The organism is Frankia sp. R43, assembly GCF_001306465.1.
GTDB classification, from domain to species: domain Bacteria; phylum Actinomycetota; class Actinomycetes; order Frankiales; family Frankiaceae; genus Parafrankia; species Parafrankia irregularis.
This window is the reverse complement of record NZ_LFCW01000006.1, coordinates 582,020-608,484: the sequence shown is the minus strand read 5'-3', so window position 1 is coordinate 608,484 and position 26,465 is coordinate 582,020. Positions and strand designations below refer to the sequence as shown.

General features: G+C 71.0%; 16 protein-coding genes and 1 tRNA gene. 13 read left to right on the top strand and 4 right to left on the bottom strand.

Translation table 11 applies throughout. The features are described 5' to 3' along the window. The first annotated feature begins 404 nt into the window (after positions 1-404). From ACG83_RS26945 to ACG83_RS26915, 7 genes are all read left to right on the top strand, one after another. Positions 405-2,765, top strand: coding sequence for a sodium-translocating pyrophosphatase (locus ACG83_RS26945; RefSeq protein ID WP_054569016.1), 2,361 nt, complete (start codon positions 405-407; stop codon positions 2,763-2,765). 614 nt (positions 2,766-3,379) lie between these two features. Continuing rightward, positions 3,380-6,472 carry a type I DNA topoisomerase gene (gene topA / locus ACG83_RS26940; protein WP_369812914.1) on the top strand — a complete coding sequence of 1,031 codons (3,093 nt, stop codon included), beginning with the start codon at positions 3,380-3,382 and terminating at the stop codon, positions 6,470-6,472. Between the two features lie 395 nt (positions 6,473-6,867). After that, on the top strand, positions 6,868-9,078 hold the full coding sequence (gene tmk / locus ACG83_RS26935; protein ID WP_235498224.1) for a dTMP kinase: 2,211 nt from the start codon (positions 6,868-6,870) through the stop codon (positions 9,076-9,078). Positions 9,079-9,085: 7 nt separating this feature from the next. After that, positions 9,086-10,354 (top strand): DNA polymerase III subunit delta', encoded by a 1,269-nt coding sequence (locus ACG83_RS26930; protein WP_076828814.1) that lies wholly within the window; start codon positions 9,086-9,088, stop codon positions 10,352-10,354. 104 nt (positions 10,355-10,458) lie between these two features. Beyond that, positions 10,459-11,259: a metallophosphoesterase gene (locus tag ACG83_RS26925; protein ID WP_054569175.1), complete on the top strand. Its 801-nt coding sequence runs from the start codon at positions 10,459-10,461 to the stop codon at positions 11,257-11,259. A gap of 140 nt (positions 11,260-11,399) precedes the next feature. After that, positions 11,400-12,374, top strand: coding sequence for a regulatory iron-sulfur-containing complex subunit RicT (locus ACG83_RS26920; protein ID WP_054569013.1), 975 nt, complete (start codon positions 11,400-11,402; stop codon positions 12,372-12,374). Between the two features lie 60 nt (positions 12,375-12,434). Continuing rightward, complete coding sequence (locus ACG83_RS26915) at positions 12,435-13,082, top strand: histidine phosphatase family protein (RefSeq protein ID WP_116437461.1); 648 nt, start codon at positions 12,435-12,437, stop codon at positions 13,080-13,082. On the opposite strand, the gene ACG83_RS26910 is transcribed toward ACG83_RS26915, so the two are convergent. Then, a complete protein-coding gene (locus ACG83_RS26910; protein WP_006542997.1) occupies positions 13,064-13,795 on the bottom strand; it encodes a response regulator transcription factor in 732 nt (243 codons plus the stop codon). The two genes, ACG83_RS26915 and ACG83_RS26910, sit on opposite strands and share 19 nt — an antisense overlap. Positions 13,796-14,299: 504 nt before the next feature. Between ACG83_RS26910 and ACG83_RS26905 the strand changes: the two genes are divergently transcribed. Next, a tRNA-Thr gene (locus tag ACG83_RS26905) sits at positions 14,300-14,371 on the top strand. Between the two features lie 137 nt (positions 14,372-14,508). Here the strand turns inward: ACG83_RS26905 and ACG83_RS26900 are convergent. Then, positions 14,509-15,048, bottom strand: a complete 540-nt coding sequence (locus tag ACG83_RS26900) for an inorganic diphosphatase (protein ID WP_006542998.1) — start codon at positions 15,046-15,048, stop codon at positions 14,509-14,511. 616 nt (positions 15,049-15,664) lie between these two features. Here ACG83_RS26900 and dacB point away from each other — a divergent pair. The 5 genes from dacB (at position 15,665) to folE (ending at position 23,496) form a co-directional block, all read left to right on the top strand. Next, positions 15,665-17,143, top strand: coding sequence for a D-alanyl-D-alanine carboxypeptidase/D-alanyl-D-alanine-endopeptidase (gene dacB, locus ACG83_RS26895; protein WP_054569012.1), 1,479 nt, complete (start codon positions 15,665-15,667; stop codon positions 17,141-17,143). Positions 17,144-17,230: 87 nt separating this feature from the next. Then, positions 17,231-18,385: a zinc-dependent metalloprotease gene (locus ACG83_RS26890; RefSeq protein WP_054569011.1), complete on the top strand. Its 1,155-nt coding sequence runs from the start codon at positions 17,231-17,233 to the stop codon at positions 18,383-18,385. Between the two features lie 81 nt (positions 18,386-18,466). Then, the gene (hpt, locus tag ACG83_RS26885; protein WP_054569174.1) at positions 18,467-20,275 is read left to right on the top strand and encodes a hypoxanthine phosphoribosyltransferase; all 1,809 of its coding nucleotides are present in this window, start codon (positions 18,467-18,469) and stop codon (positions 20,273-20,275) included. A 210-nt stretch (positions 20,276-20,485) separates the two neighbouring features. Next, a complete protein-coding gene (gene ftsH / locus ACG83_RS26880; RefSeq protein ID WP_054569010.1) occupies positions 20,486-22,741 on the top strand; it encodes an ATP-dependent zinc metalloprotease FtsH in 2,256 nt (751 codons plus the stop codon). Next, a complete protein-coding gene (folE, locus tag ACG83_RS26875) occupies positions 22,738-23,496 on the top strand; it encodes a GTP cyclohydrolase I FolE (RefSeq protein WP_054569009.1) in 759 nt (252 codons plus the stop codon). Before ftsH ends, folE begins: the two co-directional genes overlap by 4 nt. Before the next feature lie 52 nt (positions 23,497-23,548). Here the strand turns inward: folE and glsA are convergent, their stop codons facing one another. Then, a complete protein-coding gene (gene glsA, locus ACG83_RS26870) occupies positions 23,549-25,381 on the bottom strand; it encodes a glutaminase A (RefSeq protein WP_054569008.1) in 1,833 nt (610 codons plus the stop codon). 228 nt (positions 25,382-25,609) lie between these two features. After that, positions 25,610-26,455 (bottom strand): ATP phosphoribosyltransferase, encoded by an 846-nt coding sequence (hisG, locus tag ACG83_RS26865; protein ID WP_054569173.1) that lies wholly within the window; start codon positions 26,453-26,455, stop codon positions 25,610-25,612. Between the last annotated feature and the right edge of the window lie 10 nt (positions 26,456-26,465).

Genomic DNA, 26,465 nt, shown 5'->3' with positions numbered 1-26,465 from the left:
GCACGTCACACACCTACGGATAGACTGCGCCGCATCTCGCCGACGGTTGATCGAGACCGTCGGTGTTTCCCTTGGTGTTCCCCGTGGGTCCGGCCCCGGGCCACAGGCAAGGGCCGCGTGAAGGTGTTTGCCGTGCACGAGGGAACCAGCGCCGGGTCTGGACCGGCGTCGCTTCCCTCGTTCTCAGTCGCCTCCGGCGACCGTTCGGCTTTCGCCGGACCGTGGCTCACGCCCTGACCTGTGTCTGTCACCCACCCAGAACGTCGTCGGATGCGACGTACCTGGCTGTGATCGATGACCGATGGCCGCGGACGGTCGGCGTCCGCTTCCACCAGCACGATCACGGAGGGTGCACAGAACAAACCGGGACAGCAGTCCCGGGACAATGCAGACCGGGAGGAGCCATGTCCCCGATCCACACCCTACAGGCCGATAATCCCTCAATCGACCTTAGCGGTGGAGCTGTCGGGCTGGTCGCCGGTGTGGCGATCGTCGCAGCGCTCGCCCTGCTCGTCGCCGGCTACCTCGTCCGCGAGGTGCTGGCCGCGAGTGCGGGCACTCCGAAAATGATCGAGGTGGGCCGAGCGGTTCAGGAGGGAGCCGCAGCCTACCTCCGTCGGCAGTTCCGAACCCTTGCCGGGTTCGTCATCGTAATCCCCTTCGTACTCCTGCTTCTCCCGGCGGACGACACCGGTGCACGGGTGGGCCGATCCGTGTTCTTCGTGGTCGGCGCGGTGTTCTCGGCGCTGGTCGGCTTCGTCGGGATGTCGCTGGCCACCCGCGCCAACACCCGCACGGCCGCGGCGGCCATCGAAAGCGGCGAACCGGCCGCGATGCGGATCGCCTTTCGCACCGGCGGGGTGGTCGGAATGTTCACCGTCGGCCTGGGCCTGCTCGGAGCGGCGGTGGTCGTCCTGGCCTTCCAGGACACCGCACCGCAGGTTCTCGAGGGATTCGGCTTCGGCGCGGCACTGCTGGCGATGTTCATGCGGGTCGGCGGCGGCATCTTCACCAAGGCCGCGGACGTCGGTGCGGACCTGGTCGGCAAGGTCGAGCAGGGCATACCGGAGGACGACCCGCGCAACGCGGCGACCATCGCGGACAACGTGGGTGACAACGTCGGGGACTGCGCGGGAATGGCTGCCGACCTGTTCGAGTCGTACGCGGTGACCCTGGTCGCGGCACTGATTCTCGGCGTCAAGGCCTTCGGTGAGGACGGGCTGGTCTTTCCGCTGCTCATCCCCGCCGTCGGCGTCATCACCGCTGTCATCGGGATTTTCGCGGTCTCTCCCCGGGACGGTGACCGCACCGGCATGAGCGCGATCAACCGTGGATTCTTCATCTCGGCGGTGATCTCCGCGATCGGCGTGGTGATCGTCTCCCTGCTCTACCTTCCGGGCAGCTTCGCGGAGTTCCCGGGGCTGGCCGGAAGCACCCAGGACGGGGACCCCCGGGTCATCGCCATCAGCGCAGTGATCATCGGGATCGCGCTGGCGGCGGCCATCCAGCTGCTCACGGGGTACTTCACGGAGACGAACCGGCGTCCGGTGCTCGGTGTCGCGGAGGCGTCGACGACCGGGCCGGCCACGAACATCCTGGCCGGTATCGGCGTGGGCATGGAGTCGGCCGTCTACTCGGCACTGCTCATCGGAGCCGCCGTGTTCGGTTCGTATCTCCTCGGAGCCGGCAGCGTCACGATCGCGCTCTTCGCGGTCGCTCTTGCCGGAACGGGGCTGCTCACCACGGTCGGCGTGATCGTCTCGATGGACACGTTCGGCCCGGTCAGCGACAACGCGCAGGGCATCGCGGAGATGTCCGCGGGGCCGGAGGGCATCGACGAGCGGGGCGCGGCGATTCTCACCTCGCTGGACGCCGTGGGCAACACCACCAAGGCGATCACGAAAGGTATCGCGATTGCCACCGCGGTGCTCGCCGCGACTGCCCTGTTCGGGTCGTTCACCGACACCGTCACCACCGCGCTGGCCGACGCCGGTGCCGCGCCCGAGCTCGGCCGCGGCACCGTTGGTGGTCTCAATGTTGCCTATCCCGACGCATTGGTCGGCCTGATCATCGGCGCTGCCGTGGTCTTCCTGTTCTCCGGGCTGGCCATCAACGCCGTGGGCCGGGCGGCCGGCCGCGTCGTGTCAGAGGTCCGCAAGCAGTTCCGCGAAAAGCCCGGGATCATGCAGGGCACCGAAAAGCCGGACTACGGCGCCGTCGTGGACATCTGCACGAGGGATTCGCTGCGTGAGCTCGTCACACCGGGGACTCTCGCGGTGATGGCACCGATCGCGGTCGGCTTCGGCCTGGGCTACCCGCCGCTGGGCGCCTTCCTCGGCGGGGCGATCGCCGGCGGAGTTCTCATGGCGGTCTTCCTCGCCAACTCGGGTGGTGCCTGGGACAACGCGAAGAAGCTGGTGGAGGACGGGCAATACGGGGGCAAGGGCTCCGAGGTGCACGCCGCGACGGTGATCGGCGACACCGTCGGCGATCCGTTCAAGGACACCGCGGGCCCGTCGATCAATCCTCTGCTCAAGGTGATGAACCTGGTCAGCCTGCTGATCGCTCCCCTGGTCGTGAAGTTCTCCGTCGGCGCCGACGAGAACACCCCGGCCCGGATCGGCATCGCGGTGGCGGCGGTCGCCGTGATCATCGCGGTTGTCGCCGCCTCCAAGCGGCGTGGCTCCAGCATCGGCGACGAGCCGCCGAAGCCCGCGTCGCCGCCCGCGTTCTCTCCACAACCGGACTCCCAGGTACAGGTCTAGCGGCCGGGGCCGACACCGTCCAGGCCCGTTGACGAAGCCGCCGGCAGGGCCTGAACAGCCCGCCGGCAGGGCCTGGACGGGTCGGCGCCGCCCCATCACCACGCCCAGAGGTCCGACCGGCACGATCCGGTCGGACCTCTTACATTCCGTAACCTGGCCACTGGTATGGGCCGTATCGGCCGCACCCGCGGCGGCCACGACCGGCACGGCACCGCTACCCGGCCCGGCTCTGGTAATGCCAGTTCAGTCGACCGGGGTACGACGGGTTTGGTGGGCGGAGAGATCCTTTTGACGCTGGACCAGTCGGCGTATGGCGCGGCACGATGGTGCGGTCGGTGGCCCGTGCGACCACGGAGAGAGAACTCGCTCGGCCCCCGACGGCGGACGGGGGGTCCCTCCAGCGACACACCGGCGTACGGTGCTCCCTGCGGCCGATTCCGGCAGCGGGAGGTGTCCGGTCGCGCCGGACCCGCGCCCACGCCCAGGGAGCGGGGAAGGCCGGCGTGCCGTCGGTGTGCGTACCGACGGCGGCCCGGGCAGACGTTGGAGCAAGTGACAGAGGTCGATCGAACGAGGATTCCCCGGGGCGGATCGCGGCCCGAGGAGTCCACCGGATGCAGCACGCCGTGACGAGGAGAGAAGTGCCACCGCGCACGAAGTCGACGAGCCGGACGACCGCGGGGTCGCCCACGCCGGTCGCCGAGCCGGCCGACAGCCACGAGGCCTTCGGCGCCACCACGGCCCGGGACGGAACCCGCCTGGTGATCGTCGAGTCGCCGGCCAAGGCGAAGACGATCGCGGGCTACCTCGGCCCCGGCTGGCAGGTCGAGTCGAGCATCGGCCACATCCGGGACCTTCCGCGCAGCGCCGCCGATGTGCCCACCGCGCACAAGGGCAAGCCCTGGGCCCGGCTCGGGGTCGACGTCGACAACGGCTTCGAGCCCCTCTATGTCGTTAGCCCGGACAAGAAGGTTCAGGTCAGCAAGCTGAAGTCGCTCGTCAAGGACGCCAGCGAGCTCTATCTCGCGACAGACGAGGACCGGGAGGGCGAGGCGATCGCCTGGCATCTCCTGCAGACGCTGAAGCCGACCGTCCCGGTCAAGCGCATGGTCTTCCACGAGATCACCCCGCAGGCGATCCAGCGCGCCGTCGACAGCCCGCGGGAGATCAACGAGAACCTGGTCAACGCCCAGGAGACCCGGCGGATCCTGGACCGGCTCTACGGCTACGAGGTCTCCCCCGTGCTGTGGAAGAAGGTCATGCCGAAGCTGTCGGCGGGCCGGGTCCAGAGCGTGGCGACCCGCGTCCTCGTCGAGCGCGAGCGGGCACGGATGCGGTTCCGCAGCGCCGAGTACTGGAACATCGAGGGCGTCTTCGCCCAGACCGTCGCCCACGACGGTGCCGCGTTGGACCCGACCCCGCTGCCGGCGGTCCTGGTCGCGCTGGACGGTCGACGTCTCGCCAGCGGCCGTGACTTCGCCCCGACCGGCGAGCTGACGTCCGACGCGGTCGCCCTGCTGGACGAGGCCGGTGCCCGGGAGCTGGCGGCGCGCCTCGCCGGCGCCGCGTTCGCGGTGCGCTCGGTCGAGACGAAGCCCTACCGCCGCTCGCCCTACCCGCCGTTCATGACCTCGACGCTCCAGCAGGAGGCCGGGCGCAAGCTGCGCTTCTCCAGCCAGCGGACCATGCAGGTCGCCCAGCGCCTGTACGAGAACGGCTACATCACCTACATGCGGACGGACTCGACCAACCTGTCCGAGACCGCGCTGGCCGCCGCGCGCGACCAGGCCCGCACCCTGTACGGCGCCGAGTACGTGCCCGACCGGCCCCGGATCTATGCCAAGAAGGTCAAGAACGCGCAGGAGGCCCACGAGGCGATCCGCCCGGCCGGCGACCAGTTCCGGACTCCGGGCGAGGTTCGCGCCGAGCTCGACGGCGACTCGTTCCGCCTGTACGAGCTGATCTGGCAGCGCACCGTGGCGAGCCAGATGGCCGACGCCCGCGGCACCAGCGCCACGATCCGGCTCGGCGCGCGCTCGTCCGCCGGCGAGGACGCCGAGTTCTCCGCCTCCGGCAAGGTCATCACCTTCCCGGGCTTCCTGCGCGCCTACGTCGAGGGTGCGGACGACCCGGACGCCGAGCTCGAGGACCGCGAGCGGCGGCTGCCGGACGTCCGCCAGGGCGACGCGCTGGCCACCCGCACCCTCACCCCACGGGGCCACACCACCAGCCCGCCGCCGCGTTTCACCGAGGCGAGCCTGGTCAAGACCCTCGAGGAACTGGGGATCGGCCGCCCGTCGACCTATGCCTCGATCATCGGGACGATCCAGGACCGCGGCTACGTCTGGAAGAAGGGATCGGCGTTGGTCCCGAGCTTTGTGGCCTTCGCCGTGGTCGGCCTGCTCGAAGACCATTTCGGGCGGCTCGTCGACTACCAGTTCACCGCCTCGATGGAGGATGACCTCGACGCGATCGCCGCTGGCACGGCCGCCTCCACCGACTGGCTGACGGGCTTCTACTTCGGCTCACCCGACCCGGACGGCACGGGCGCACCCGAGGGCCTCAAGCACCTCGTCGGCGAGCGGCTCGGCGAGATCGACGCCCGTGAGGTCAACTCGATTCCGCTCGGCAAGGCCGAGGACGGCGCGCCCGTCGTCGTGCGGGTGGGCCGTTACGGCCCGTATGTCCAGCACGGGGAGGCCCGCGCCAGCGTCCCGGACGAGGTGGCGCCGGACGAGCTCACCGTCGAGCGCGCGCTGGAGCTGCTGGCCGCGCCGAGCGGGGACCGGCTGCTCGGCACCGACCCGGAGACCGGTGCGTCGATCACCGCCAAGGCCGGCCGCTACGGCCCGTACGTGACCACCGACAGCGAGCCGCCGCGAACCGCCAGCCTGCTGCGCACGATGTCCCTGGAGACCGTGAGCCTCGAGGACGCACTCCGGTTGCTGACGCTGCCCCGTGTTCTCGGGGTGGGCGAGGACGGCGCGGAGGTCACCGCCCAGAACGGCCGATATGGGCCCTATGTGAAGAAGGGGACCGACAGTCGGTCGCTGGAGACCGAGGAGCAGCTGTTCACGGTCACCCTGGAGGAGGCGCTCGCGCTGCTGGCCCAGCCCAAGGCACGGGGGCGGCGCCAGGCCGCGCAGACCCCGCCGCTGCGCGAGCTGGGGCAGGATCCGGCCAGCGAAAAGCCGATCGTCGTCCGGGAGGGGCGTTTCGGCCCCTATGTGACCGACGGCGAGACGAACGCCAGCCTGCGCAAGGGTGACGCGGTCGAATCCATCACCACCGAACGCGCCGCCGAGCTGCTCGCCGACCGTCGCGCCCGGACTGCCACGGCCCCCCGCCGAACCGTCAAGGCGCCCGCGAAGACGGCCGCCAGGTCAACGGCGAAGGCGACCGCCAGGACCCGCTCGACAGCAAAGAGCTCCGAGCCGGGCGAAAAGACCGAAACGGCGGGCACGAAGGCGACCGCGAAGACCACAGCCGCCAAGAGCCCCGCGAAGACCCGGGCGACGACGGCCAGGAAGAGTGCCGGCGGGACGTCGACGGCAGCCGCCGGATCCGGTTCGCGCAGGTCGCGGACCGCCGAAGCCGCACCGGCCGACGGACCTGGGGCCACGCCGGTCCAGGACCTCGACGGCGGCGGTAACGGCACCGCGGGGGCCACCGGAGCCGCTTCCAACGGCTCACGCCGGTCAGGCTGATGGACCTGCCCCTCGACGAGAGCCACGGCGAACTGGGCGGCACTCCTGTACAGGCTCCGGGCGGCGAGCCAGCTGTACGTGTGTCCCCGCTGGCCGACGCGACCGTCCCCCTGCCCGGCTTTCAGAGCACTCCGCTCGATCGCCCGCCCTCCCGTGGAGGTACCCCTCCGAACGAGGGCCCACGGCCGGAGGCGCCGAACGCGGCTGGTGCGCCAAACCAGCTGGACGAGACGGGCCAGACGGGCGAAGCCGCGGCATCCGGCGAGCCGCCCGCGGCCGCGGCACCAGCGGACGGCGTAGCACCAGCCGACGGCGCGGCACCGACCGACGCCGCGGCCGCGTCGAACGCACCGAACGCGCTGACGAGCGGTCCACGCGATCGGCGTCAACCACGGATGCGGGTGCGGCGCACACTCAGCCGGCATCCGGTCACGACCGTGCCATCGCCGCCAGCCCGGTCGCAGGGCCCCGACGGCTCCGACGGCGACCTACGCGCGGTCCTGCGGATCCCCGAGTTCCGCCGGATGTGGATCCAGCTCAGTCTGTCGAGCCTGGGCGACTGGCTGGGCCTGCTGGCGACCACGGCGCTCATCACCGAGCTCGCCAGCAGCTTCTCCGGCAAGGCCTACGCGATCGGCTCACTGCTGATCGTCCGCCTGCTGCCGGCTCTCATCCTGGGGCCGCTGGCCGGCGCGATCGCCGACCGCCTCGACCGGCGGATGACCATGGTCGTCACCGACGTCATGCGATTCGGGCTCTTCGTGTCCATCCCGATCGTGCACACCCTCGAGTGGCTGCTGATCGCGTCCTTCCTCGTCGAGTGCGTGAGCCTGGTGTGGGCGCCGGCCAAGGAGGCCTCGATTCCGCGGCTGGTTCCTCGTAACCGGCTGGCGGCGGCGAACACGCTGAGCCTGATCACGACCTACGGCACCGCCCCGCTGGCGGCCGCGATCTTCACCCTGCTGGCCACGGTGTCACGTGGGCTGGGCCCGAGCATCCACTACTTCGAGGACCGCTCGCTCGATCTCGCGCTGTACTTCAACGCGGCGACCTTCCTCGGCTCCGCGATCGTCATCTGGGGCCTGCGCTCGATCGGCAAGGCGGAACGGCCTGAGCAGGGCCCGGAGCCGGGCTTCTTCGCGTCGATCACCGAGGGCTGGAAGTTCGTCGGCCAGGACCGCCTCGTCCGTGGTCTCGTTGTGGGCATCCTGGGCGGCTTCGCGGGCGCCGGGAGCGTGATCGCGCTCGGCAAGCTCTACGTCGAGATCCTCGGCGGTGGCGACTCGGCCTACGGTGTGCTTTTCGGTGCCGTCTTCATCGGGCTGGCCGGCGGTATGGCCGCCGGTCCACGGCTGCTCGGGGACTACAGCCGGACCCGTCTGTTCGGTGTCTGTGTCACCGGCGCCGGCATCACCCTGGTCATCGTCGCGATCATTCCGAACCTGGTCATCGCCTGCATCCTGGTGGTGCTCGTCGGCGCGTTCGCCGGTGTCGCCTGGGTGACCGGGTACACGCTGCTGCAGGCCGAGGTCGCCGACGAGCTGCGTGGCCGCACGTTCGCGCTGGTGCAGTCCCTGGTGCGGGTCGACCTGCTGCTCGTACTCGCCGCCGCCCCCGCGCTCGTCGGGCTGATCGGCTTCCACGAGGTCCACCTGTGGGGGGACATCAACGTCCGCGCGGACGGTGTCACCGCCGTGCTGCTGGGCGGCGGCCTGCTCGCCGTGGCTGTCGGGCTCTTCTCCTACCGGCAGATGGACGACCACGCCGGCGAGGCGGTGCTTCCGGAGCTGTGGAACGCGGTCCGGGGCCGCCGGCCGCGCAGCCGCCGCCGGCTGCGACACGCCGGGCTGTTCATCACCATCGAGGGGGACACCGCGGCCGGCGCCGAGGGCCAGCTGGACCTGCTCCAGGAGTGGCTCGCCGCGAGCGGCCGCGAGGTCGTGGTCGTTCGTGAGAAGACCGGCACGCCGATCAGCGCCAGCGTGCGCGAGCTGCTCGACGCCCCGTCCACACGACCACATTTCCGGACGGTGGCCCTGCTGGACGCGGCTGATCGGGCCGAGCAGGTCGCGCGGATCATCGAGCCCGCGCTGGCGCGAGGGGCCATCGTGCTGGCCGACCGGTACGCGGCGTCGTCGAAGGCCTTCCAGGGCGCCGACCCGCGCCTGGACCAGGACGAGCTGGCCGCGCTGGCCCAGTGGGCGACCCACTCGCTGCTCCCCGATGTGACGATCCTGCTGGATCTGCCGACAGAGCGGAAAGCGCCCCGCCCGTCCACCCGGCCCCGGCGTGCCAGCCGGAGCGACACCGCCGCCACCGCGGCCACCGACGGCACCTCCGACATCGGCGACATCGGCGACACCACCGCGCCCGCGGAGAGCGGCACCGCCGACGAAGCCACCGCCGCCGCCACCGCTGCGGACAGCGGCGCCGCCGGCGACAGCGCGGCCTACCATCAGCGGGTCCGCGAGCAGTTCCGCCGGATCGCCGCCGAGGACCCCGCCAGACACGTGACCGTCGACGCGACGCTTCCCGTGCCCGAACTGCACAGAAGGATCCGTTCGGTGATCACCGAACGGATCCGCCGGACCGCCGACGCGGGTTAGGCCGAGCGTGGCCGACAATGGCAGCGTGACGGTCTGGGATGCGCTCGTCGGGCAGGATGCCGTGGTCTCGACGCTGACCGCGGCGGCGGAGGCGGCGGCGCTGGTGGCCACCGCCGGCCCGCTGGCGGCCGCCCGCGCGGGCATGACCCATTCCTGGCTGTTCACCGGGCCCGCAGGCTCCGGGCTCGCGGAGGCCGCGCGGGCCTTCGCCGCCGGGCTGCTCTGCGAGAGCACCCCGCCCGGCTGCGGGCAGTGCCCCGCCTGCCACACCGTCCTGTCCGACACCGCCGCCGACCTGCGTACGGTCCGGCCGGAGGGGCTGTCGATCGGCGTACGTGACGTCCGGGCCCTGATCAGGGACGCCGCGAGCGCCCCCAGCGCGGGCAGTTGGCGCATCCTGCTGATCGACGACGCCGACCGGTTCACCGATTCGGCGGCCAACGCGCTGCTCAAGGCACTGGAGGAGCCGGCCGAGCGGGCCGTGTTCCTGCTGTGTGCGCCGTCGGTCGACGATGTGCTGCCCACCATCCGCTCCCGCTGCCGGTCGGTCGCGCTGCGCCTGCCCACCGTCGAGGACGTCGTCGCCGTCCTCGTCCGCGAGGGTGCCGACGAGGAGCTGGCCCGGGTCGCGGCCCAGGCTTCGCAGGGGCACGTCGGGCAGGCCCGGCGGCTGGCCGCGGACCCCCAGGCCAGGGCCCGCCGGGAGGCCGTGCTACGCCTGCCGTCCCGGCTGAGGCGCACCGGCGACTGCCTGGCCGCCGCCGCCGACCTGGTGGAAGCGGCGACCGCCGACGCCCAGGCGGCGGGTGCTGATCGGGACGAGGCCGAGACCGAGGCGCTCAAGACAGCCCTCGGGGTCGGCGCCACGTCGGCCGGCACCCGGTCCACCTCCACCCGGGGCGGCGGTCGGGCCGGCGGCGCGGGCGCCAAGCCGCGGTCGATCCAGGTCAGGGGCGCCGCCGGCGCGCTCAAGGAGCTGGAGCGGGCGCAGAAGAGCCGTGGGCGGCGAACGGTGCTCGACTCCCTCGACCGGGCCCTCGTCGATCTCGCCGGCCTGTACCGGGACGTCCTGGTCAGCCAGCTACGCGCCGATGTCGCTCTGGTGCATCCAGACCACGCGGAAGCCACGGCGCAGCTGGCCTCCGCCGCCACGCCCGAGCAGACGCTGCGGCGGTGGGAGGCTGTCCTGGCGACTCGGCAGGCGCTCGCGGACAATCCGGGGCTCGTACCACAGCTCGCCACCGAGTCTCTCGCGCTCGCGTTGCGCGACGCATGAGAGCCTTCAGCGGCAAGGGTCGCCGCCGGCCTCCGGCGCAGACCCACTAATCAGGCAAGAGACCAGGTGGGAAGTCACGGTTCGCCCGTGACGAAGGGATGATCATGCGGGTTGCGGCTGTCGGGGATCTCCACGTCGTTCCCGGGTCCGCGCATCGGCTCCGTCCCCTCTACCAGCGGGCCGCCATGGTCGCGGATCTTCTCCTGCTGGCCGGCGATCTCACCAACGCCGGCGATCTGGAATCCGCGGCGGAGCTGTGCACCGTCGTCACCGGTCTCGATCTCCCGGTCGTGGCGGTGCTCGGCAACCACGATCACGACGCCGGCGCGGGCGGCCAGGTCGCCGCGATGCTCGGCGACGCCGGCGCGATCGTGCTCGAAGGCACCGCCGCGACCATCGAGACGTCCAGTGGCGCGGTCGGCGTCGCGGGCGTGACGGGGTTCTCCGACGGCCAGGACGCCGGGAGGGCCGCCACCGACGGAACAGCCGCCCACCGCCTGCGCGACGCGCTGGCGTCCCTGGACACCGACGTCCGCATCGCGCTGACCCATTACGCGCCGGTCATGGAGACGCTCACCGGCGAGGCACCGGAGATCCATCGGTTTCTCGGCAGTCCCCTGCTCGGTGCCGCGATCGACGGCTCCCGGGCGGGCACGGCGCCGCCGGCTCCGGTCACGGCACCCGCCGTCGACACCGCCGCCGATCCCGGCCCGCTCGACGCGGGTGACCTGATCGGCATGGCCGCGCCGGAGCCCACGACCATGCTGGCCGTCCACGGCCATGCGCACCACGGCCAGGAGATGGGCTGGACCCCGGGCGGGACACCGGTCCGCAACGTCGCCCGGCCGGTGATCGTCGCACCGTTCGCCGTCTACCGGCTGCCCGACGGCGCCCGGATCGGCTAGCCGGGACATCGCGGCCGCCGACGTCCGGGCGTGTCCTGACCGGGCGGGACGGAGATGGGCGAACTGGGAGCCAAGCGGCCGGGCGCGTCGTAGTCTTCGGGTGTCCCGGACCCGCGAGTGTGGAAGGCGGCGGCCGTCGCATGCCGATGATGTGCGCGGTGTCCTTTTCCAGGCGGGGTCGTCTGTACTACGCCGACCCCGGTCCGCACAGCCCGCGGGTGGGCGACCGGGTGCTGGTGCCCACCGACGACGGGCCCGAGGTCGCGACCTGCGTCTGGGCACCGCAGTGGGTCAGTGAGGACGTCGGCGGCCTCCCCGTGCTGGTCGGTCTCGCCGACGACGAGGATCTCCGCCGCAACGACGCGTCCCGGCGGCGCCGAGCACAGGCCAGGGTCGCCGCCCGCCGGCTGGTCCGGGAGCACGGGCTGCCGATGAAGGTGATCGGCGTGGACGTCGTTCTCGAGACGAACGCGATCACCATCTTCTTCACCGCGGAGAACAGGGTCGATTTCCGTTCGCTGGTCCGTGACCTCAATCGGACCCTGGCCGCCCGGGTGCAGCTTCGCCAGCTCTCGGCCCGCGACAGCGCCAAGCTGCAGGGCGGGATCGGCTCCTGCGGCCGGGATCTGTGCTGCTCGACCTTTCTCACCGACTTCGAGCCGGTGAGCGTGCGCATGGCCAAGGATCAGAACCTCTCGCTGAACCCGATGCGGATCAGCGGCGCCTGTGGCCGGCTCATGTGCTGCCTGCGCTACGAGCATCCGCTCTACGAGGAGTTCACCGCGGCGGTTCCCGCCGTCGGGGCGGCGGTGTCGATCCCCGCCGGCGAAGGCCGTGTGGTCGGCCATGACGTGCCTCGCCAGCAGCTCACGGTCGCGCTCGACGACGGGAGCCGGCACAGCTGCTCCCGCGCGGATGTCTGCGGCTCGAGAAAGGCCTACGAGGCGGCCCACGGCTCACCGAACGCAGGCAGCCAGGTGGCCCCGGGCAACCAGGCAGAGCCAGACGACCAGGCACGGCCAGACGACCAGGCAGAGCCAAACGACGAGATGGACCTGGGCGGCCAGGATCCGTCCGCTCGACGCCGGCGGTCGCGACGACGTCCGGAGCAGTAGGCGCCGCGCACGGGCGGGCGTGCGGACTGGCGAGCAACCCACCAAGGTTCGGGGGCGATAGTGGGACAGCTGGTGTGGCTGGTACGCCACGGGGAGAGCACAGCGAACGCGGGGCAGCCCGGCACGGACCCGGATGGCATCGGTCTCACCGATCTCGGGCTGCGGCAGGCTGACTTCGTCGCGGACGCGGTTCCGCGAGATCCGTCCCTGATTGTGGTCTCAGGATTTCTGCGGGCCCAGCTGACCGCCGAGCCGACCACCCGCAGGTTCCCCACCACCCCCCAGGAGATCTGGGAGGTCCACGAGTTCACCTATCTGGGCAGCCTGCACGGCAAGCCGATGAGCGACCGTGACCGGGTACCGTACGCGAGCTCCTACTGGCTCGCGGCGAACCCGTACCACGTCGACCGGCCGGAGGTGGGCAGCGAGTCGTTCGCCGGCCTGCTGGACCGGGCTGACCGACTCCTCGCTCGGCTACGGCTGGCGCCACCCGGCCTCGTCGTGGTCTTCAGCCACGGGATGTTCATCCGGGCGGTGGACTGGTGCCTGCGAAGCCGCGCCGGCCGGGTCCAGCGGTTGGACATGGGCGGCTACCGGGAGCACCAGCAGGGCAACCCCGTCCCGAACGGCTCGATCATCGAGCTTCATGAGGACGACAAGGAGCTACGCCAGCCGATCGATCTCATACCTCACGGGTCGAAGCGGTAGCCCATCCCACGCAGGGTCGTGACGAGGCGGCGTTGTGGGGGCCTGCCCTCCACCTTGGTACGCACCCGGCGGACATGCTCGGTCACCGTGGCCGGGTCCTGGAAGCGGGTGCCCCACACCTGCTCCAGCAGCTCCTCACGGCTGAAGACCCGCCGAGGATGGCGGGCGAGGAACGCGAGCAGTTCGTACTCACGAGCGGTCAGATCCACCCGCTCGCCGGCCACCGCCACCTCCCGCGCACGCAGGTCGATGGAGACGTCACCGTAGATCAGGGGCTCGTTGCCGTCGCCGGTGCGCTGCGGCGGCGCCTCCACCGGCCGGCGCCGCAGCCGGGCCCGGACCCGGGCCACCAGCTCACGCAGCGAGTAGGGCTTGACCACGTAGTCGTCGGCACCCAGCTCGAGGCCCACGACGCGGTCAACCTCCTCCGCGCGCCCCGTCAGCATGATCACCGGAACCTCACTGGTCTGGCGCAGCCGGCTCAGAACGGCGAACCCGTCCATCCGCGGCATAGCCACGTCAAGCACAACGAGGTCTACCTCTGTGGTCTGGAACAACCGCAGCGCGGCCTCGCCGTCCGCGGCCTCCAGTACCCGGTACCCGAATCGCTCAAGGCTGCGTGCCAGTGCGATTCGCGATGCCTCGTCGTCTTCGGCAACAAGCAGCGACGCTCCGCGCGTCGTGCCTGGCGCACCTTCCCCGGCCCCGGTCATGGTGCGAAACCCTACGCAACCTCTCCGGAGCCACTGCGACCGGGGGTGCCTTTTCGGCACCACGAGCCCCACACGCCGGAGTACCCGCATTCAGTTTCGTAACGGAAAGACGCACCCAGCATGCGATCGGTACACATTGCGATGATTCGGCCCTCGAAAAGCGACCCAACGTCCACGCGATGTGGCATGACGCACAGAACATCCGATCGGTGACGTTCGGGGACCACTGTGGGCCTCGCGCCTCCGTCACGCGCCCGGCACTCCCGTCCGGCGATCCCCCTGGCGCCCGCCCGGGGGGATCGCGCACGTTCGGCCCATCCGCACACCCACCCCGCGGACCCCGGACCGGAGCACCCATCACACCGATCATGCCGCGCATCGCGCTGTTCCAGGTGCCACCGGATCGCCGACCACGGGCGCCGATCGCTCACCGGCCTCCGTCTGGCATACTCGTCCCGGGCAGGGCGGTGTCGGAGTTTGCAGCCCCACATGCACCTGCCAGACGCCGGAGTAGCTCAGTGGCAGAGCAATCGCCTCGTAAGCGATAGGTCGCGGGTTCAATCCCCGCCTCCGGCTCAAACACAGTCCCAGCAGGGAAAACCCCCGCCACCAGCGAAAAGGGCGGCCGGGGGATCCTTCCCCACCAGCCGCCCGCGGCAACGCGCCAGCTCGGTCAGCGCATCGCCGTCTCCATCGCGTCAGCCGCCTCGGCGTCAGGCCGTGTGGGCGTGCGCCGTCGTGTCGTCGGCGCCGTGCCCGGCCTCCTCGGAGTCCTTGAGCCGGGTGATCGAGTCGAGGATCTCCTTCTCGGCGTCCCGCCGGTCGACCCAGGAGGCGCCTTCCACGGACTTGCCGGGCTCGAGATCCTTGTAGACCTCGAAGAAGTGCTGGATCTCCAGCCGGTCGAACTCCGGAAGGTGACGGATGTCACGCAGGTGCTCCTGGCGGACGTCCGCCACCGGAACACACAGCACCTTGTCGTCCGGGCCCTTCTCGTCCGTCATGCGGAACATGCCGATCGTCCGGCACCGCACCAGGCAGCCCGGGAAGGTCGGCTCCTCCAGGAGGACCAGCGCGTCGAGCGGATCGCCGTCCCGGCCGAGGGTGCCCTCGATGAAGCCGTAGTCGGACGGGTAGTGAGTGGACGTGAACAACATCCGGTCGAGCCGGATGCGCCCGGTGTGGTGATCCATCTCGTACTTGTTGCGCTGCCCCTTGGGGATCTCGATGGTCACATCGAACTCAAGGTCCACGCCGTTCCCTGTCTCCTTCGGTACGTCCGGCACCGAAGGCCGGAACTGGTTTGGTGACGCCTTCACGTCGGTGGTGCCCCCGCCGAACCACGCCCACGCGACCCGGCCGGCGGCCGGATCCGGGCGCGGTGTGCCCGCATGCCTGCGCCCGGGGGCGCCTGAAGGCGGTGCGGACCCACTGTGCCCTGCGTGCGGTGACGGAACTCGACGGGGTCCCGGTCCGACATCCGACTCGCCGTGCACGTGCGTCGCGACCGGAAACCCACGCGGGTCGTGTACATCGTGCCCGTTCCACCTCGGTGCGGGCGCCAAGGTGTGGTCTTCTCCGTATCCGAACCGCGCCGCTCCCGGATGACGCCTCCTCGGTGCGGGCGCCTCGCCGGCTCACGTGTCAGAGATGTTCCCGCCCGGCTGAAGGCCACGCAGCCGCGGCCGGTGACCTGGGCACCCCCGCTGCTCGAGCGCCCGGACGTTCGAGAGCCCCGACGTTCGGGGACCCAAACGAGGGCGTCCACCACAAGCGACATCAAGATCTCAAAAATACCAGGCCGACACGTGGACGGCACGACGCTGTCCAGCCACAGCCAGCCTGCGTAGTCTTCCGCTGGTGACAACAGTGCCGCTGGCCGCGCGCACCGGTGGCCTCACGGCCCTGGCCGGCGCGCTGCTGGCCGGATCTCTGTCGCCCACACCCGGGCCCACGGCAACCCCGGGCGGCCCGGCGTCGCCCGGCTCGGGCACCCGGGTCGAGGCGTCCGCCCTGCCCGGGCTCGACCCCGACGCACCACAGGCCGATCCGGCAGCGGTCACCGCGCGGCTGACCGAGGCACTCGCCGACCCCGTGCTCGGCAACCCGGCCGCCCTGGTCGTCGACGCACTGACCGGTCAGGTGCTGTTCGCCCAGCGCTCCACCGAGCCGACCGCCCCCGCCTCGACGATCAAGATCGCCACGGCGACCGCGGCGCTCACCACACTCGACCCCGACAAACGCCTGGTCACCCGGGTGGTCTACCTGCCCCCGGCGGGCGGCTCCGCCACCTCGCCGGGGGGAACGCTGTGGCTGGTCGGCGGTGGTGATCCCACCCTGACCGCGAGCACGGAGCCCGGCGGCTACCCGCCCGCCGCCCGCCTGAGCGACCTGGCCGAGCAGGTCCACGACGCCGGGATCACCTCCGTCGCCACGGTGATCGGCGACGGTACCGCCTACGAGGGGCCCGCCCAGGCCGCCGGCTGGCGCGACGGATACGTCACCGACGGCAATGTCACACCGGTGTCGGCGCTGGAGGTGGATGCCGGGCGCCGGGCACCCGGTGCGGCCGGGGCACGCACAACCACCCCGGACGCGGCCGCGGCCGGGGCCTTCGCCTCGGCACTGCGCACGGCGGGTGTCTCGGTCGGCACCGTGGCGACCGGCCGCGCGGATGCCGGCGCGCAGGAGGTCGCCTCCGTCCAGAGCCCGACGATCCCGGTGCTGGTCGAGCGCATGCTCACCGACTCCGACAACGACCTGGCGGAGAGCCTGGGCCGTCAGGTCGCGGTCGCCCGCGGGCTGCCGGCGACGTTCGCCGGCGCCTCCGCCGGTGTGCTCGCGGCGCTGCGCGACGCGGGGATCCCCACCGACGGAGCCTCGCTGCAGGACACCAGCGGGCTTTCCATCGAGGACCGAATCGCACCGGCGACCCTGGTCGCGGCCCTGCGGACGGCGGTCATGCCCGGGCATCCGGCATTGCGGACCGTGCTGTCCGGGCTGCCGGTGGCGGGCTTCACCGGCACTCTCGGCGACCGCTACAGCGCCGGGGACACCTCCGCGGCAGCGGGCGTCGTCCGGGCGAAGACGGGGAGCCTGCGCATCGTGACAAGTCTTGCCGGCATGGTCACCGACGCCGACGGTCGGCTGCTGCTGTTCGGGCTGTTCGCGCCGGTCGAGGAGCAGGGCCTCACCAAGATGGCGCTGGATCGGGTGGCCACCGCTCTCGCCTCGTGCGGGTGCTCGGCGACGACATCCACCAACGTGCCGAGTACCGGCGGCGCGGGTGCCGCGGGAGCCTCGGGCGCTCAGACACCGGCCCAGCCGTCTGCCTCGGCCGGGCGCTGATCCGGCTCCGGCCGGGCGGCTGCCTTCCGCAAGCGGGTCGTCCGATCGGGCAGGCCAACCCGCCGGAGGCCCGGTACGCTCGTATTCGTGGACGCTGAGCTGGTCGACTGGGGCCTCGCTGTAGCAACTGCCAAGAAACTCGTCCGTCCTGGCCCGCAGCGCACCCGAGCGCAGGCGGATGAAATCGTCTCCGAGCTTCGCAGGCTCGCCGTGGTCGCCGAGGGCCACGTACAGGACTACACGCAGCTGGTTCCCGCCGGTCCCGCGACGCCGATCGCGGTCGTCGACCGACCCGAATGGGTGCGTTCCAACGTCGCGGGCCTGCGGGTCGCCACCGCGCCGCTGATGGAGAAGCTTTCCGACCAGAACCGCAGCCGCCTCTCCGCGAACGTGGGGCGCCGCGTCACCGGGATCCAGATCGGCTCCGCCCTGGCCTACCTCGCCGGCAAGGTTCTCGGCCAGTTCGAGATCTTCCTGCCGCCGGAGGAGTACGAGGAGGGCGGGCCCGGCGCGGGTCTGCCGTCGCTCGCCAAGCCCGCGGCCGCAGCGGCCGCGGTGGCGGCGCTCCCGGTGGGTCGGCTGAGCCTGGTGGCGCCCAACATCGCCCACGCCGAGGAGGCGCTCAACGTCGTCCCGCGTGACTTCCGGCTCTGGGTGTGCCTGCACGAGCAGACCCACCGCAGCCAGTTCACCGCGGTTCCCTGGCTTCGCGAGCACCTCGAGTCCGAGATCACGTCGTTCATCGCCGCCACCGATCTCGACCCGGACGTCCTTGCCGACCGGGTGCGCGCGGCCGTGACGGCGCTGCGCAGCGCCGTCCGCGATCACGGCCCGGACGCGCCGAGCGTGGTGGAGGCGTTGCAGACACCGGCGCAGCGCGCCGTCCTGGACCGGCTCCAGGCGCTGATGACCCTGCTGGAGGGCCACGCCGACCAGGTCATGGACGCGGTCGGCCCGCTGGTCGTGCCGACGGTGGCCGACATCCGGGCCAAGTTCGACAACCGTCGCTCCGGCGGCTCGCCCATCGACCGGTTCCTGCGGCGTCTGCTCGGGCTCGACCTGAAGATGCAGCAGTACCGCCAGGGCGGCGCCTTCGTCCGGGCCGTGGTGGCCGACGCCGGTGTCGAGGGCTTCAACCACGTCTGGCAGTCGCCGCAGACGCTGCCGACCAGGTCGGAGCTGGCCGACCCCGGGGCGTGGATGCTGCGGGTGCTCGGCACCCGGCCGTCGATGTCGGCCTGACGGCCTGAGGGCCCGGGTCAACGTGTCGGCCAGGTCTTCGTGACGGCGGCTCGGCCGGCGGCGCCCCAGACCCCGCGGGGCATGCCCGCACCGGCCGTCGCGGCGGTGCGCCTCGGTGTCCGCGACGCGGTGGCCGACCTTCCACCGGGCGCCCTGGTGCTGGTCGCCTGTTCGGGTGGCGCCGACTCGTTGGCGCTTGCGGCCGCGGTGGCCTTCGTCGCTCCCCGGCGTGCGCTGCGGGCCGGCCTGCTGACGGTGGATCACGCCTGGGATGACAACTCACGCGCGCGGGCCGAGGAGGTCGCGGCTCAGGGCCGGGCGCTGGGGCTGTCCCCGGTGGAGATCCTCGCGGCCCCGTCCCCCCGCTCTGAGGGCGCCGCCCGGGACGAGCGTAGGAAAGCCCTGCTCGCGGCGGCTCGACGTCTCGGCGCACACGCCGTACTGCTCGGCCACACCCTCGACGATCAGGCCGAGACCGTGCTGCTACGCCTGGCCCGGGGCTCCGGCGCCCGCTCGTTGAGCGGCATGCCGGCCCTTGACGGGCTGATCCGCCGGCCGTTGCTCGGGCTACGTCGGGACCAGACCCGCCAGGCCTGCCAGTTCCTGGGCCTGCCGTACTGGGAGGACCCGACGAACGCCGATCCCGCGTTCGCCCGGGCCCGGACGAGATCGCGGGTGCTGCCGGTGCTGGAGGCCGAGCTCGGGCCGGGAATCGCGCAGGCCCTCGCCCGCACCGCCGACCTGCTGCGCGCGGACGCCGAGGCGCTGGACGAGCTGGCCGACGCGACCTACTCCGACCTCACCGCCGCTTCCGGTCCGGACCATGGACAGGACCAGGAACCGGAACCGGAGCGGGACCAGGAACCGGAGCGGGACCAGGAACCGGAGCGGGACCAGGAACCGGAGCGGGACCAGGAGCCGGAGCGGGACGCCGCCGGTTCCGCGCCGGGGCCGGCCGCGCGGGTGGAGCTCGAGGTCGAAGCGCTCGCGGGCCTGTCCCAGGCCGTGCGCAGCCGCGTGCTGCGGCGCGCGGCGCTGACGGCGGGTTCCTCGGCCTCGGCGCTGCGGGCCGGGCATGTCTGGGCGATCGAGGAACTGGTCACCCGCTGGCGCGGGCAGCGGCCCGTGCCGCTCCCGTCGGGCGTGCTGGCACGCCGGACGGGTGGCAGGATCGCCATTGTCGGTCCAGATACCCCGATCGTCGCCGAAGCCGCAGAGTCCGGCGAGCGAGGGCCGGCCCACCCAGCGCACAACCAGGAGGACAGGCCGGTGAGCCAGGCCGCTACGGCGAAGCCCGACAACGACCGCACTTCGAATCCGACAGATGAGTCTGCTCGAGCCCGGATTCATCCGGATATCGACGACATCCTCGTCAGCCAGGAGGAGATTGCGGCCAAGATCGCAGAGTTGGCCGCGCGCGTCGACGCGGACTACGCCGGCCGCGAAATCCTGCTGGTCGGGGTGCTCAAGGGCGCCGTCATGGTGATGGCGGACCTGTCCCGGGCGCTGTCCGTCCCGATCACCATGGACTTCATGGCCGTCTCGTCCTACGGGTCGACGACCTCGTCGTCCGGGGTCGTCCGCATCCTCAAGGACCTCGACCGGTCGATCGAGGGCCGGGACGTCCTCGTCGTCGAGGACATCATCGACTCCGGCCTGACGCTGTCCTGGCTGCTGAAGAACCTGCGGTCACGCGGGCCGGCGTCACTGGAGGTGCTGGCGCTGTTCCGCAAGCCCGAGGCCATCACGGTGGACGTCGACCTGCGGTATGTGGGCTTCGACATCCCGAGCGCGTTCGTCGTCGGTTACGGCCTCGACTACGCCGAGCACTACCGGACTCTGCCGTTCGTGGGAACGCTGACACCCGAGGCGATCGCCCGCCGCGCCTGAGGCTCACCACGCAGGCTCACGGCTCCTCCGGGACGAGGCGCGCCCAGTTCCGACCCCGGTGCGTGGAACAGGGCGGGCCCGCGGGCCGTTGCTCGGATGTACGCGCGGTGAGATGCGCGTGCCGGCGGTACCCTCGGCACAAGGGAATCCCGATCGAGGGCAGCACACAGGGCAGGAGGGTGGAACGCTTGTGTCCGGCGTTCCAAACAGATGACTCCAAGAAGAATCTTCCGCGGCTGGGTACCCCTGCTACTCCTGGCCCTCTTCGTGATCATTCTCACGACAGGCGTGCTGTCCGGGCCGAGTGAGTACCAGAAGACGGAGCTCAGCGCCGTCCAGCAGAAGATCGACCAGAGTGCCAGCGCCGCGCCCGAGAACCGTGTGGTCGACGCGACGATCCAGGACTCGAAGCAGATCATCCGGATCAAGCTGGAGAACGGCAAGAAGTACGAGGCGTCCTTCGCGACCGAGCAGGCCATCGCCCTGGCCAACGAGCTCAAGGCGCAGAACGTCAAGTACAACGTCACCGTCGACCGCGGGAACGTGCTCGTCTCGCTGCTGCTGAACCTGCTGCCCGTCGTGCTGATCGTCGCGCTGCTGCTGTTCTTCATGAACCAGATGCAGGGCGGCGGCAACCGCGTCATGAACTTCGGGAAGTCCAAGGCAAAACTGGTCAGCAAGGACACGCCAAAGACCACGTTTGCCGACGTCGCGGGCTCCGACGAGGCGATCGAGGAACTCCAGGAGATCAAGGAGTTCCTCGAGAATCCGGGCAAGTTCCAGGCCATCGGCGCCAAGATCCCCAAGGGTGTCCTGCTCTACGGGCCGCCGGGAACCGGTAAGACCCTGCTCGCCCGGGCGGTCGCCGGTGAGGCCGGCGTCCCCTTCTACTCGATCTCCGGCTCGGACTTCGTCGAGATGTTCGTCGGTGTCGGCGCGAGCCGGGTCCGTGACCTGTTCGAGCAGGCCAAGACGAACGCCCCCGCGATCATCTTCGTCGACGAGATCGACGCCGTCGGCCGGCACCGCGGCGCCGGCCTGGGCGGCGGCCACGACGAGCGCGAGCAGACGCTGAACCAGCTCCTCGTCGAGATGGACGGTTTCGACGTGAAGGGTGGCGTCATCCTGATCGCCGCCACCAACCGGCCCGACATCCTCGACCCCGCGCTGCTGCGCCCCGGCCGATTCGACCGCCAGATCGTCGTCGACCGGCCCGACCTTCTCGGGCGCGAGGCGATCCTCAAGGTCCACGCCAAGGGCAAGCCGATCGGTCCCGACGTCGACCTGCTGACCATCGCCCGTCGCACGCCCGGCTTCACCGGTGCCGACCTGGCGAACGTGCTGAACGAGGCCGCCCTGCTGGCGGCCAGGTCGGACGTCCGATTCATCTCGTCGGCTCTGCTGGAGGAGTCGATCGACCGGGTGATGGCCGGGCCCGAGCGCAAGACCCGGGCGATGAACGAGAAGGAGAAGAAGCGCATCGCCTACCACGAGGGTGGTCACGCGCTCGTGGCGCACGCGCTTCCCAACGCCGACCCGGTTCACAAGATCACAATCCTGCCTCGTGGGCGCGCCCTCGGTTACACCATGCAGCTGCCGCTGGAGGACAAGTACCTGTCAACCAGGTCGGAGATGCTCGACCGGCTGGCCGTGCTGCTCGGTGGACGCACCGCGGAGGAGCTCGTCTTCCACGAGCCCACCACCGGTGCCAGCGATGACATCGAAAAGGCGACCCAGATCTCCCGCGCGATGATCACCCAGTACGGCATGAGCGACAAGCTCGGCGCGATCAAGTTCGGCAGCGAGTCCGGTGAGGTCTTCCTCGGCCGCGACATGGGCCACCAGCGGGACTACTCCGAAGAAGTCGCCAGCGAGATCGACGACGAGGTGCGCCGGCTGATCGAGGCCGCGCACGACGAGGCGTGGGAGATCCTGGTGACCTACCGGGACGTCCTCGACAACCTGGTGCTGCGCCTGATGGATTCGGAGACCCTGAGCAAGGACGACGTCCTGGAGGTCTTCGCCACGGTGCAGAAGCGCCCGAGCCGCGGCTCGTACACCGGCGTCGGGCGGCGCATCCCGTCGGACCGGCCGCCGGTCCAGACCCCGGCCGAGCTGGGCCTGGTCCCGACCAACGTCTCCGACATGGTGAAGGGCGGTCCGGCCGGCCACGCCGCGAACGGCGGCACGCGCCATCCCGGCGCCACCAACGGCGGTGCGCCGAACGGCAACGGCAACGGATCCGGCGGGCATGCACGTCCCGCGGGGTCGGCCGACCCGACGTCCACCCAGAACACGCCGGCCCCGGGCGGCGACCCGGCGCAGACCGGGCACAGTGCACCCGGCTCCGGTGGCCCTGCTCAGGCACCTGGGGCGGCCGGAGACCCGGCGCCGGAGACACCCCGGATCTCGAACCCGTGGGCGCCACCCACCTGGGACAACGATGACGACAGGAGACGCCGTTGACCGCCGATTCCGAGCAGGCGAGGACCGTTTCGCAGCAGGCGAGTGACCCGGCTTCGGGCCTCGTCGGCGTCGATCAGCGTACGGCCCTCTCCGAAGGAACCGACGCCAACAACGGCGGTGGCAACGGGTCATCGGCGAGTTCTGCGAGCACGGAACGCAAGCGGCCCAAGCGGCCCGACATGGTCCGGCCGTTCGACCACGACCGGGTCGCGCGGGCCGTCCGCGAACTGTTGATCGGCATCGGCGAGGACCCGGACCGCGAAGGACTGCGCAAGACGCCCGACCGGGTCGCCCGCGCCTACCAGGAGGCGGTCGAAGGGCTCGGCCGGGACCCCGCGGAGGTCCTCACCACGGTGTTCGACGAGGGTCACGACGAGATGGTCCTCGTCCGCGACATCGACTTCTCGTCACTGTGCGAGCACCATCTGGTGGTTTTCGCGGGCAAGGCGCACGTCGCCTACATCCCGAACGAGAAGGGCCAGATCACCGGCCTGTCGAAGCTCGCCCGCCTGGTGGACCTCTACGCCCGGCGGCCGCAGGTGCAGGAGCGCCTCACCTCACAGGTCGCCGACGCCCTCGTCGACGTCCTGGACCCACGTGGTGTCATGGTCGTCGTCGAGGCCGAGCACCTGTGCATGTCCATGCGGGGCGTTCGCAAGCCGGGAGCGACCACCGTGACGTCGGCGGTGCGCGGCCAGTTCCTGAGCCCGGCCACCCGCAGCGAGGGCATGTCGCTGATCATGCGGGGCCGCTGACCATCCGCGGGGCCGCATGACCAGCGGTTACAGGGTCTCGCGGCCTCGCCGGTCACTCCTCCAGCGACTGGATCTCCAACGTGGCCTGGCGGAGCTGGGACGACAGGCTCCGCGCGATCGAACGGACCAGCGCGTTGTACACGTCCGGCTGGTCTCGCAGCAGCGTCGCGAAGGCCTCGACGGACAGCACCTCGCAGGTCGCGGGCTGGGCCACCACCGTGCGGGTGGACCGCCGGCCACCTTCGACGAGCGCGATCTCACCGAAGGCACTCCCGGCCGGAATCGCACTGAGGCGGAACCACCTGGTCCTGTCGGAGTTCGGGGCCAGCGCGTTCACCACCCCGCGCGTCACGAAGAAGAGCGCGTCCGCCGGCTCACCGACATCGAAGATCGTGTCACCGACCTCGTAGGAACGACGCTCACACGCGTCGGCGACGGCGCGGGCGGCCTGCTCACCGAGGTCGGCGAGATCAGCGAGCAGTTCCTGCGCTCCGAGGTCGACATGCGCGGTCGGCGGAGGGGTGGCCAGGTCCTCGGCCGCGAGCAGGGCCTCCTCCGCGTGTTCAAGTGCGGTTTCCAGATCGGGCAGCCGCATCGTGTTGGCCGTACCGAGCATCAGCCGGGCGACGCCCGGTATCGCCCGTGGATCAGCGAAGAGCACCGTCGTTCCCTGCGCCGCGAGGTCATCGACCATGACCCGGATCAGCTCGACCGCGGGCTCCCGGACCGCGGCGACCCGCCGCAGGTCAAGCACCACCCAGCGGACACCGTCCAGGTTCGCCCGGACAGTTCGGACGACCCGCTCCGCGCTGGCGAACACCAGGTCGCCCTGCAGTTCGTGAATGATGATGGCGGAACCGGATCGGGCGAGCGCGGCACGTTCCCGCGCACCGCGCAGCCGCTTCGAGCTCAGCGCGTCGCCACGGTGTGTCCCGCGCACCGGATGCGGCGGCTCGCCCTGAGGCGCCAGCAGATGCAGCGCGAAGCGGGACGCCAGCATCTCGCACGCCCGGACCCCCCGGACGCTGTTTCCCACCTCGTCGAGCGGCGGGCTGAAGACACCGATGCCGAGCTGCCCGGGCAGCACCGCGCAGACCCCACCTGCCACGCCGCTCTTGGCCGGCAGGCCCACCCGGAACAACCAGGTTCCGGCCCGGTCGTACATGCCGCAGGTCACCATGACTGTCAGCACGTGGTTGACGTGCTCCTCGTCGAGCACTCGCTCGCCGGTGCGTGGGTTGACCCCGCCGTGGGCCAGCGTGCCTGCCATCACCGCCAGGTCAGCCGCGGTCACCTCGACCGAGCACTGCCGGAAGTAGACGTCGCAGATCTCGTCCACGGAGCCGCGCAGCGCGCCGGCGCCACGCATCAGGAAGCCGATCGCGCGGTTGCGATCACCGGTGCCGCGCTCCGAGGTGAAAACCCGTTCGTTCACCGTCAGCCGCCGCCCCGCAAAGGATGACAGACCATCCAGAATGCGGGCGAAACGCTCCTCGGTGTCACTGCCGAGAACCAGGCTCGATGTGAGGATCGCTCCGGCGTTGACCATCGGATTCAGCGGCCGGCCACTCCCCGGCTCAAGCGTGATCGCGTTGAAGGCATCGCCGGTGGGCTCCACGCCGACCCGCGCCAGAACGTCGTCGGTGCCCCGGTCACGCAGTGCAAGCGCGTACACGAACGGCTTGGAGACCGACTGGATCGTGAACGGAACCTGACTGTCCCCGACCTGGTAGTGAAGCCCATCCATCGTGGTGACCGCGAGGCCGAAGAGATCCGGGTCCGCCGTGGCGAGCTCGGGAATGTAGCTGGCCACCGAACCCGACGTGTGGCTCTGAAAGGCATCGTGGATGTCCGCGAGGACCTTCTCCATGGGCCCCGTGCCCATGTCCCCCACGCCCCGGGCTCCCACCGCGCCGGGGCTCGCAGCCGGTGAGCCGACATCGGAGGCCAGTCCAGAAGTACCCGTTGCCAGCCCGACGTTCCCGATCCCGCGCATGCTCCGATCAAAGCATGAACGCTGGTTCCGCCGGTCGGCGAAAGCGGACCGGCGGCCGCAGCCAGCGGACCGCCGGGCGCCGTGCCCAGCGGTGACGCCACCAGGCCTTTCGCCGTGCTAAAGGCGACAGGCCTGGATCCCGGAGACCAGAATCCCCCGGGCACCAAGATCCCACAGGTCATCCATGGTGCGGTTGACCTCGGCCTTCAGCACCATCGCGCGGACGGCGACCCAGCCCTCGCGCTGCAGGGGCGAGATCGTCGGTGACTCGTACCCCGGCGTGATCTCGCAGGCCTTCTCCAGCACGGAGGCAGGCACGTCGTAGTCCATCATCACGTAACGCCGAGCAACGAGGACGCCCTGGACCCGGCGCAGCAGCCGCTCATGAGCGGTCGACAGCTCCGCCCCCCGCTTGGCAATCATGATCGCCTCGGAGTGGAGCACCGACTCGCCCACAAGCTCCAGGCCCGCGGCCCGCAACGTCCGCCCGGTCTCGACGACATCGGCCACCGCATCCGCCACGCCGAGCCGCACCGCCGTCTCCACCGCGCCGTCGAGCTTGACGATCTGCGCGGAGAGACCGCGCCCGGCGAGATCGGTCCGCACCAGGCCCGGGAAGGAGGTGGCGATGCGCAGCCCGTCGAGCTCCCGGACGTCGCTCAGCACCCCGGCGGGCGCGGCGTAGTGAAATGTCGACTGGCCGAACCCCAGCGGGACGAGCTCCTGCGCGGCGGTGTTGCTGTCGACGAGAAGGTCTCGACCGGTGATGCCCAGATCGAGCCGACCTGTACCCACATACACGGCTATGTCACGCGGGCGAAGGAAGAAGAACTCGATGTCGTTCTCAAGATCTGCAATCACGAGCTCGGCGGACTCGCGCCGTGCACGGTAACCCGCGTCGCACAGCAACTGACTGGACGGAGCCGCGAGCCCGCCCTTGTTCGGAACCGCGATACGCAGCATCATCACCACT